Genomic DNA, 763 nt, shown 5'->3' with positions numbered 1-763 from the left:
AAATTATCTTCACTAAAGGCTCAGTTGCCGATGCCGTTTGTGCGTCAGTCGCAGTACCTGGCCTTTTTGCGCCTGTGGAGCTCAATGGACGAAAACTCGTGGATGGAGGCATTATTGAAAACGTACCCGTATCATTAGTCCGTAAGATGGGTGCGGGCATCATTATTTGCGTTGATCTTACGCACACAAAACGCTATCAAGCACCTAAAAACATGGCTGACACGCTGGGCAACGCCATTGATATCTGTATTGACCATAAAACCAAAGAACAGCTCAAGCAAGCCGATATCGTTGTCGGTTTAGATCTCTCTTCTTACAGCCGATCAGACAATAGAGAGCGCACCAGTGAGTTGATTAACGAAGGTTATGTCGCAATGCTTAAGCGTGCGAAATCAGCCCAGCAATTGAAACACGTGGCGCTCATCCGCTATATCGTGCGCCTAGTGAGGGAAGTCATACCTCTGAAGGTTCCCCACATCCTGTCTCGATTTTATAAAGCAAAACAAAGCCTGATAGATATGGGGTCTAAGAACTAGCAAAGCATCCATTTCGATAAAATAGATGCTTTTGTCTCAAGATCTTGAAAAACTACTTATCGAATTAGAAACGATAAAGCAGTTCAGCGCTGACGCTTGAATCGATAAAGAAAGTATCTTCCTCAAATAAGGCATATTCAAGGCGAATGGCTGTGTCCTGGCTGAAGAACCATCCTGCGTTAAGGCTATAAACCAGCTCTTTGGAAGCTGGGCCATGACTCAACTTT

1 protein-coding gene is annotated in these 763 nt (G+C 44.7%); it reads left to right on the top strand.

The window, feature by feature from the left end; translation table 11 throughout:
• Positions 1–536, top strand: a 536-nt coding sequence (locus A3739_RS24520; protein ID WP_197472548.1) for a patatin-like phospholipase family protein, incomplete at its 5' end; no start/stop codon positions are given.
• Positions 537–763: the final 227 nt, after the last annotated feature.

This window comes from Oleiphilus sp. HI0067 (assembly GCF_001635735.1).
This window is presented reverse-complemented; position numbering and strand designations above follow the sequence as displayed.